The organism is Geminocystis sp. GBBB08 (genome assembly GCF_016743215.1).
Taxonomy (GTDB): Bacteria; Cyanobacteriota; Cyanobacteriia; order Cyanobacteriales; family Cyanobacteriaceae; genus Geminocystis.
The window spans coordinates 1-8,627 of record NZ_VRZC01000161.1; the positions used below are offsets into that span (position 1 = coordinate 1).

An 8,627-nucleotide genomic window follows, 5' to 3' on the forward strand; every position below is an offset into this window, starting at 1 on the left:
TTATTGACATTAGATCCCATTCATGGTGTTGATGAAACTGGTTGGCCTAATCCTAAGCAAATATAGATTTGTACAATTTAAAATGCTTCATCAAAAACTAATAAATGATCCTTTAACTTTTTTTGATAATTTTTTAAATCACTATCAAAAAGCGGAAGCTAATTCTGGTAATTCTATCAGCTTTTTTTACTGTATAGGCACTTTTAAAATTAAGCTCATTTTTGCTGGAATTAAACTTATTGCTTATATAACTCGTGCTTTAAATCACTTGACTACTGAACCTTTTATTAATGCTGATTTGACAATTTTTTTATGGGATAGTTATTCAACAAATATAATGATGCCTCCTCCCCCTTGGCAAATACAGGATTATGAAAAAGATGGGTTAATAAGAGGGTTTAATAATGAACGATTTAATACTATTTTTAGAAAAACATCTATCGGTGTATCAATGGTTGATAAAGAGCGTAATTTAGCCATTTATTGGGTAAAAAATCCTGATACTATTCCTTACTGGGAAATAGCTGCACCTTTACGTTATATATTTCATTTTTGGATGGGAAAAAATCAAATACAATTATGTCATGCTGGAGCGGTAGGAAAGGAAAATGGAGGGGTATTGTTAGTCGGAAAAGGAGGCTCAGGAAAATCAACTACTGCTTTGGCTTGTTTGGATTCTGAATTATTTTATGTTAGTGATGATTATTGTTTAGTTCAATCAAAGCCAACTCCTAAAGTTTTTAGTATTTATAGTACAGGTAAAAAAAATGCTGATGATATAGAAAGATTACCTTTTATCAAAAAGATTATTAGTAATCAAGAACATCTTGATCGAGAAAAAGCGTTATATTTTTTGTATGAACATTTTCCTAATAAAATTTTGAGTAATTTACCTTTAAAAGCTATCTTAATACCTAAAATTACGGGTAAAAAAGAGACTACTTTAACACTAGCATCTTCCATGGCAGGATTAACGGCTTTAGCACCTAGCAGTTTATTTTTACTACCTAACAGCAGACGAGAAAGTTTAAAAAGAATGGGTGAATTGGTGAAAAAAATACCTTGTTATTATCTTAATTTAGGGACAGATATTAAGCAAATTTCAAAAATAATTAGTAGTATTCAATAATGATTAATCAGCAATTTTTTATCAGTGTTATTATTCCTGTTTATAACGGAGAAAGATTTTTAGCTGAAGCAATTAAAAGCATTATGAAACAAAATTATCAACCCTTAGAAATTATTGTTATTGATGATGGCTCAACTGATAAAACAGTAAATGTTGCCTCTCGATTTAAAGATATTACTAAGTATATTTATCAAGAAAATAGTGGAGTTTCCAGAGCTAGAAATACGGGGATAAAAATGGCAAAAGGGGATTTAATTACTTTTCTTGATGCTGATGATTTATTCCCAAGTAATAGTTTAGAAAAGTATGTAGATTTTATGAAAAAAAATATTGATGTTGATATTGTTCAAGGTTATACTCAAGATCAATGGTTATATAAAATTGAAGATGATAGATTGTTATTTGAATCTAAAAGAAAACCTCATATTTCTTTTAATGTTGGTAGTGCTATCTGGAAAAAATCAGTCTTTGAAAAAATTGGTTTGTTTAATGAATCAATGAGTTATGGAGAAGATGTTGATTTATGGGTAAAAGTTAATGAAAATAGTATGAAGAAAGTAATTATTGAGCGAATAACTTTATTTTATCGGCGATATAAAAGCTATATAAATTATGAAACAGCACGAAAAAATATGAGCTTAATGAAAGTTATGAAACAATATCTTGATCGTTCCAGACATAAATTATAAAATAATGAATATTAGTGTGATTATTGTTGTTAAAAATGGTGAAAAATATCTCTCGGAAGCTATTAATACTGTTTTAAATCAAACTTATCAACCTCAAGAAATTATAGTTATTGATGGAAAATCTACTGATAAAACTCCTGATATTGCTAAATCCTATCAAAATGTGAGATATATTCCTCAAAAAAATAAAGGTTTAGCGAATGCCAGAAATACGGGTATTGATAACGCTACGGGAGATTTAATCGCTTTTCTTGATCATGATGATCGATGGTGCGAGAATAAATTAAGTCTTCAGATGAATGAGTTTATTAATGATCCTGAAATTGAATATAGTTACGGGCAAGTAGAATTATTTTTAGAATCGGGATATGAATTGAGGAGAGGATTTCCCGAAAAATTATTAAAGGAAGTACAAAAGGGGCGTACTCCCGGCACTCTAATAGTGAGAAAATCATTGTGGGAGAAAATCGGTAAATTTAATCCAGAGTTTACCATTGGTTGTGATACGGAATGGTTTACGAGGGTAAAAGATTATCATATTCCTTATAGTTTTATTCCTCAAACTTTGCTGTATAAACGTATTCACCATACAAATCTTTCTCACAATGTTGAGTTAAATAGACAAGAATTATTAACAATTGTTAAGCAATCTGTTAATCGTCAACGTCTTTTTCAGCTTAACGGGTGAGTATGTCAATCCCTAAGCTAAAATGTATTTCTATTGCAACCTTAAATTTAACAGACAAAGCGAGGTTTTACTCATATCTTGCACCTAGTTGAAAATTGGCTTGTGAGAGGGAGTAATGAGTAATGAGTTTCAGAATTGACACTAACAGCTATAAAATTGATTACCTTACTTTAGGGTATTAAGTATTTTTGTTCTGATGCAAGACAAGATCTCAGTTTTAGAAATAATCCTACTTGTTTGATTATTTTTTTCTTGAAAAGTTTGAGGTTTCTTGGCGATTAAGGCAAATCTATCCCTAATTCTCTAAGTTTAGCTTCTAATTTATCTGCTCTTTGTTTTTCTTTTTCCGCTCTTTCTTTCTCTTTTTCTGCCCTTTCTTTTTCCGCTAATACTTTTTGTTTTTCCTCATTATAAGTGGAAAAGCGATCACCTGTGCCTTTAGACTCATCGTTAGGATAGTATATAGTTAACTCAGATTGACTTAATTGAAAACGGATACCTAAACGAGGGCTTTTCCAACCGTCTATCTCTTCTATGATTGTCAAAATATTATCCTGTCGCACAAAACCAGTTAAGTCATTCAGATTGGGATCGTAAATGTAATATTCTTCCACTCCATAACCTTGATAAAATAGGAGTTTACCATACATTTCTTTGGTGGTGTTACCCGGAGAGAGAATTTCAAAGACGACTTGGGGAGAAATATTATCTTCTTTCCATTGATGATACGAACCACGCTCACCTTTTTCCCTACCAAACACTACCATAACATCGGGGGCAACTCGTTTTTTATTATCACCTTCCACTGGATACCAAAGTAAATCTCCGGCAACAAACACTTGGGGATTATCGGCAAATAACCAATCTAAATTGGATTTAATTGTGGTAATCCAACGAAACTGAAGAGTATTATCTGCCATCTGTTTACCATCGCTATCGGGATAAATAATTTCTGATGTTGTGGTTTTTTCTAATTGAGCAACCATATTGTTTTATATTAGACAAATCTAGTCAAGGTTTTTCCATAATAACAAATTCTTTTCAGATATTAGTTGACATAATATATATCTGTCCAAAAATTAAATATGCGTTGCCTATAGTAATTAGCTTAATTTTTGATAACGAATAACTTTTTAACTGGCACTAAATGATCAAGATACTCCATATTATCGATAAATTATCAAGCACTGGACCTACTCGTTCACTAATCGCCTCTGCTAAATATGCTTTCAAACAAAATCTTATTCAAGAACACTGTATTATTACCCTACACTCAGATGTTTATCCTTTAACTCTCATTCAAGCTAAACAAGCTCAAATCAAGGTTTTTCGTAAACCTGACAGAGAAATTCTGATACAAGAAATTGAAAAGGCTGATATTGTACAAATTCATTTTTGGAATAATCCCTCAATTTATGAGTTTCTTTCCTTAGATTTTCCGCCTATGCGTTTGTTATTGTGGTTTAAAATTATTGGTGATAAACCTCCTCAAATCATCACAACAGAATTACTTAGTTACTCAGATTTTGGTTTAGTCACAAGTCCTTATACTCTTAATTTACCAGTATTTGATCACATTCCTGAAAATCAAAAGGATATAGTTTATGGTATTGCTGATGAGGATAGACTTAAAAATTTACAACCTCAACCTCATGATACTTTTAATGTTGGTTATATTGGTACGGTTAATTTTGCAAAAATGCACCCTAATTATATTTCTATGAGTGGGGAGGTTTCCATTCCCAATGTAAAATTTATTGTTTGTGGTGGTGGCATTGAAAAGCAGTTACAAGAGGAAGTAAATCAACTAGGAATTGCAGATAAATTCGATTTTCGTGGTTATGTGGAAAATATTACACAGATTTTAGCAATTTTAGATGTTTTTGGTTATCCTTTGTGTGAAGATACTTATGCTACTTCGGAAAAAAGTTTACAGGAAGCCATGTACGCAGGAATACCTCCTGTTGTGTTTCCTTATGGCGGAGTTAAATGTTTAGTAACCCATAATCAAACTGGTTTAATTGTTAATAGTGAGTCAGAATATCGAAAAGCGATCGAATATCTTTATCATCATCCAGAAGAAAGAATCAGATTAGGAAAAAATGCCCGTCATTATGCCTTAGAAAATTTTAATAGTGAATATTGGGCAAAAAAACTTCATAATATTTATCAACAAATGATGGCATTACCTAAGAGAAAAAGATTATGGCAAGATACTATTAATTTTAGTCAAAATAAAACACCAGCACAACTTTTTATTGAATCTTTAGGAGAGTCAGCACCACAATTTCAAGTGAGTTTAAGTTGTGATGATACCCAAGAATTATTGAGTGCAGAAGCTAAAATTGCCCAATCATCAGTATTATTGTCAGGTGGTGAAGGAGGTATTATTCAATATCGAAATTACTATCCTGAGGATGCTTATTTAAGATTATGGTGTGGATTAGTGTTACAAAATCAAAATAGATATTCTTCTGCTTTATCAGAGTTTCAAATATCGTTAAATTTAGGTTTTAATCATTGGCGAATTTATTGGTATATTGCTCAATGTGCCATTTTTCTTAAAGATTTAGATACAGCTAAAACATCTTTAGAATATATTATTAACAATAATCCTCAATTTATCCCTGCTCAAAAAATGTTAAACTCTCTTTTTACCGAAAAAAAAATTTAAAAATAACTATCAAAATACTAAGTTTTTTATGGCAAATAAACCATTAGTTAGCGTGATTATACCTGTTTATAACGGTGAAAAATATCTAGGGGAAGCTATTGCAAGTGTTTTTAAACAGATTTATGATCCTCTTGAATTAATAATAGTTGATGATGGTTCAACAGATAATAGCGGAAATATAGCTAAAAGTTTTCCTCAAATTCTTTATATTTATCAACATAATCAAGGGGTTTGTGTAGCTCGAAATAGAGGAATTGCCATGGCAAAAGGTGAGTTTATTGCTTTCTTAGATGCTGATGATATTTGGACTAATAATAAACTTGAAACTCAAATTAATTACTTTATTAAAGAGCCTAATATTGGTTATAGTATCACAAAACAACGTTTTTTTTTCGATTCAGAAGTGATAATTCCTTCATGGTTTAATCAAAAATTTTTATCTATAGATCATAATGGTTATTTAGCAAGTACTTTAGTTGTTAAAAGAGAGATTTTTGAAAAAATTGGGCTTTTTAACACTCAATGTATTTATGGTGGTGAAGCGACAGAATGGTTTTTTCGTGCTAAAGATGCGAAAATTTCTATGGTTGCTATTCCAGAAACACTTTTATTAAAAAGAATCACTAATGAACCGAAAAAATATACTCCTAACACCAAAGAAATTTTTAAAATTATTAAAGCTTCTTTAGAAAGAAATAGAAATTTTATAAATGGTTAAAATAAACGAAATTTATATATTATTTTTTTAAAAAATGAGAAAACATGATACTTAAGGTATTTTATTAAAACCAGAAATAAGAAAAAAATTATGTTTAAGAATAGACTTGATACCCCAGTAGTTTTTCTTATTTTTAATCGCCCAGAAACAACAAAAAAGTTTTTGAAACTATCCGCCAAGCTAAACCATCTCAATTATTTATTATCGCTGATGGACCACGTTTAAATATTCCAGAAGATCAAGAAAAATGTCGAATTTCTCGAAAAATTGTTGAAAATATTGATTGGGAATGTGAAATATTTAAAAATTATTCAGACATTAATTTAGGTTGTGGTAAACGAGTTTCAACAGGAATTAATTGGGTTTTTGAACAAGTAGAAAAAGCAATTATTTTAGAGGATGATTGCCTTCCTCATCCTGATTTTTTTCGATTTTGTGAAGATTTACTTTTTCAATATCAACTGAATCCTAATATTATGATGATTAGCGGTAGAAATGATTTATTAAAATGGAAGAATAAAACTCAAAGTTATCATTTTTCTTATTATGGAAGTGTTTGGGGATGGGCAACTTGGCGAAGGGCATGGAATTTTTACGATTATGAAATAATACAATGGAATAATCCAGAAAATCAAGAAAAAATAAAATATATTTTACAAGATGAAGAACAATTTAATTATCGCCGTAAAATTTGTGAATTAACTTTACATAAAAAAGTTGATACTTGGGATTATCAATGGACTTTTTCTCGTTTATTACAGGCAGGATTAACAATTATTCCCTCGGTAAATTTAATTAAAAATATTGGCTTTAATTCCAACGCCACTCATACAACTAAATTTTCTCTATTTAATGGTGATTTAGATTCTTCTCCTCTTGATTTTCCCCTGTTAAATCCTAACATTATAGAAGTAGATAGAGAATATGATCATCAATATTTTTTAATGCGAATAGGCAAACCTGACTTCAATATATTGTTATCTTTTATTGAGGAATTTCTCGCTATTAATAGAAATATACAGGCTTTAATTTTAATAAAAAAAGCACTGATAATTTATCCTGATTTACCTCAACTACATTTTCTTAAAGCTCAAACTATATTCAAATTAAGACAAATTAGCTTAAATTGAAATATAGTCATTTTAAATAATAATGAGACAGTTTTGTATGACTATTAATTATCGCAAAGTATCTAATGGTGGGCATTGCCCCCCTACAAAGTTTTTAAATTTGTCTCAATTTTAATTGAATTAACTATAATTAAATTTGTTTTCTGTTTAAAAAAAATTATGACAAACTAGCCACTATCACGTTATTTAATAATATTTCGTTAATTAGTAAATCTTCAACGGTGATTTTTAAAGCTCTTTGTTCATCTACCATAAATAATACTTTAAGACGATCACTTCCGGGTATGCCTAAAGGATTTAATCTCGCAATGGTTTTTCCCCCCTCATTATCATTTAAAGGTTGCACTTTTTTCTCCCCTTGAGTTACGTTACGGGTAATAAGGCGATCGCCATCAAAATAAACTTCAGTACTGGTGTTTTGTTCTGCTAATTCACCAATAATTAATTCAATACTAGGTTGATTTTCCACTGATGCACCTAAAGTCAATTCAATAGCGTTAGTCATGGGGTAAGGTTGCCCACTAGGAATAATAGTATGCCAATCATGACGTTTTTGACGACGATTCCAGTAACGAATACCGTAACTATGGTAAAGAAAATCTTTAACTTGTAAACCTTGTTCTAATTTTAAGGCACCAGTGGCGATCGCCGTAAAAGGTTGATCACTTTTAATTTTTTCTACTGGGAAATATTGTTGTAACCAAGTTTGTACTGCTGGAATTTGTCCACTACCACCCACTAATAAAACTTTATCAATATTAATGATGTCGATACCCCCACGTTTTGCCTGTTGTAAGAGGTTTTCCATTAATTGATCTAATTTATCAAAAAAAAGATTTTCGGTCAAGATTTGTTCAAATTTTCCTCGATTCAGGGATAAATTATAAGTCTCTAGGGTACGATCATTAAAAAATACTTCTTGGGCAGTTTTCTGACTAGATAACTGAATTTTTAATCTTTCTGCTAGTCTTGTTGTCAGGGAAGATTTAACAATACCTTGATTGGTGTGAAAATAATCTAATATCCAATTAACTAAATCACAACCTCCTAAATTAGTGCCAGTTTTCGCAATTCCCTTCGCTAATTTTGTTTTTTGATTGCTATTTTCTCCTAGTAATTTTTCTCCCCATTTCAAGATAAAACCTTGACTTTTTTTACTTTTTCCTAAATCTAATTCTACCAAAGAAAAGTCGATTGTACCGCCTCCAAAATCTACTACTAATAATAAATTATCATTTTCTGTACCATAACCTAAAGCCGCCGCCGTTGGTTCATCAATAATGCGAATTTGATTTATATTCCACTTTTCACAAATAGTTGTCAACCAGTGACGATAATGTTCAAAACTATCAACAGGCACAGTTAAAATTAAACTATCAGGAGTCTGGTTTAACTCTTGTAAAATTCTTGTTAAAAACCATTCACCAACATTCTCAAAACTGATATTTTTTCCTTCTAATTCTGGTAAAAAGCCTTGAATATTAGCACCGATTCCTCTTTTAAAATTACGAAAATAACGAGGATTATTATTAACATCTAAACCTTTATCTCTTATTTTTTGCCCGATAATTATATCTTCTTCTTCCGCATTATTTATAT

General features: G+C 30.4%; 8 protein-coding genes. 6 read left to right on the forward strand and 2 right to left on the reverse strand.

Annotated elements, in window-relative coordinates:
* Nucleotides 1-82: 82 nt before the first annotated feature.
* From FWJ34_RS15980 to FWJ34_RS15990, 3 genes are read left to right on the forward strand one after another with little or no spacing between them, the layout of a single operon-like run.
* Nucleotides 83-1,129, forward strand: a complete 1,047-nt coding sequence (locus FWJ34_RS15980; RefSeq protein WP_308256340.1) for a hypothetical protein — start codon at nt 83-85, stop codon at nt 1,127-1,129.
* On the forward strand, nt 1,129-1,818 hold the full coding sequence (locus FWJ34_RS15985) for a glycosyltransferase family A protein (RefSeq protein WP_308256341.1): 690 nt from the start codon (nt 1,129-1,131) through the stop codon (nt 1,816-1,818). The genes FWJ34_RS15980 and FWJ34_RS15985 overlap by 1 nt, the downstream gene beginning before the upstream one ends.
* Nucleotides 1,819-1,822: 4 nt before the next feature.
* Nucleotides 1,823-2,506: a glycosyltransferase gene (locus tag FWJ34_RS15990; RefSeq protein WP_308256342.1), complete on the forward strand. Its 684-nt coding sequence runs from the start codon at nt 1,823-1,825 to the stop codon at nt 2,504-2,506.
* 278 nt (nt 2,507-2,784) lie between these two features.
* On the opposite strand, the gene FWJ34_RS15995 is transcribed toward FWJ34_RS15990, so the two are convergent.
* Nucleotides 2,785-3,492 carry a Uma2 family endonuclease gene (locus tag FWJ34_RS15995; RefSeq protein WP_308256343.1) on the reverse strand — a complete coding sequence of 236 codons (708 nt, stop codon included), beginning with the start codon at nt 3,490-3,492 and terminating at the stop codon, nt 2,785-2,787.
* Between the two features lie 161 nt (nt 3,493-3,653).
* Here FWJ34_RS15995 and FWJ34_RS16000 point away from each other — a divergent pair, with 161 nt between their 5' ends.
* The 3 genes from FWJ34_RS16000 (at nt 3,654) to FWJ34_RS16010 (ending at nt 7,028) form a co-directional block, all read left to right on the forward strand.
* Nucleotides 3,654-5,180: a glycosyltransferase family 4 protein gene (locus FWJ34_RS16000; RefSeq protein ID WP_308256344.1), complete on the forward strand. Its 1,527-nt coding sequence runs from the start codon at nt 3,654-3,656 to the stop codon at nt 5,178-5,180.
* Nucleotides 5,181-5,208: 28 nt separating this feature from the next.
* On the forward strand, nt 5,209-5,898 hold the full coding sequence (locus FWJ34_RS16005; protein ID WP_308256345.1) for a glycosyltransferase family A protein: 690 nt from the start codon (nt 5,209-5,211) through the stop codon (nt 5,896-5,898).
* 476 nt (nt 5,899-6,374) lie between these two features.
* On the forward strand, nt 6,375-7,028 hold the full coding sequence (locus FWJ34_RS16010; RefSeq protein ID WP_308256346.1) for a hypothetical protein: 654 nt from the start codon (nt 6,375-6,377) through the stop codon (nt 7,026-7,028).
* 157 nt (nt 7,029-7,185) lie between these two features.
* Here FWJ34_RS16010 and FWJ34_RS16015 read toward each other — a convergent pair.
* Nucleotides 7,186-8,627: Hsp70 family protein (locus FWJ34_RS16015; RefSeq protein ID WP_308256347.1), on the reverse strand; the 1,442-nt coding region annotated here is incomplete at its 5' end.